This is a genomic window from Metabacillus sp. YM-086 (assembly GCF_048059995.1).
In the GTDB taxonomy this organism is placed as follows: Bacteria; Bacillota; Bacilli; order Bacillales; family Bacillaceae; genus Metabacillus; species Metabacillus litoralis_B.
In genome coordinates, this window is the sequence record NZ_JBLUOI010000105.1 from 13,340 (window position 1) to 13,553 (window position 214).

The window sequence follows — 214 nt, forward strand, 5'->3', positions numbered from 1 at the left end:
GTGGTTAGAAAAGAGTGTGTAGTGTCGTTCATAAGGGGAATGAACGATAAAAGTGGTTGAGAAAGAGAGAGTATCTCCGCGTCAGCTTGTTCGTTCAGATCCTCATGTGCCAAGACCGCACACTCCGGTCTTCACTGCCTGCGCTTCCTTGACCTTCTTGCTTCTCCCAAGCCTCAGGCTAGTAGTCTTACTTTGTCTCTAATTTTCACATACA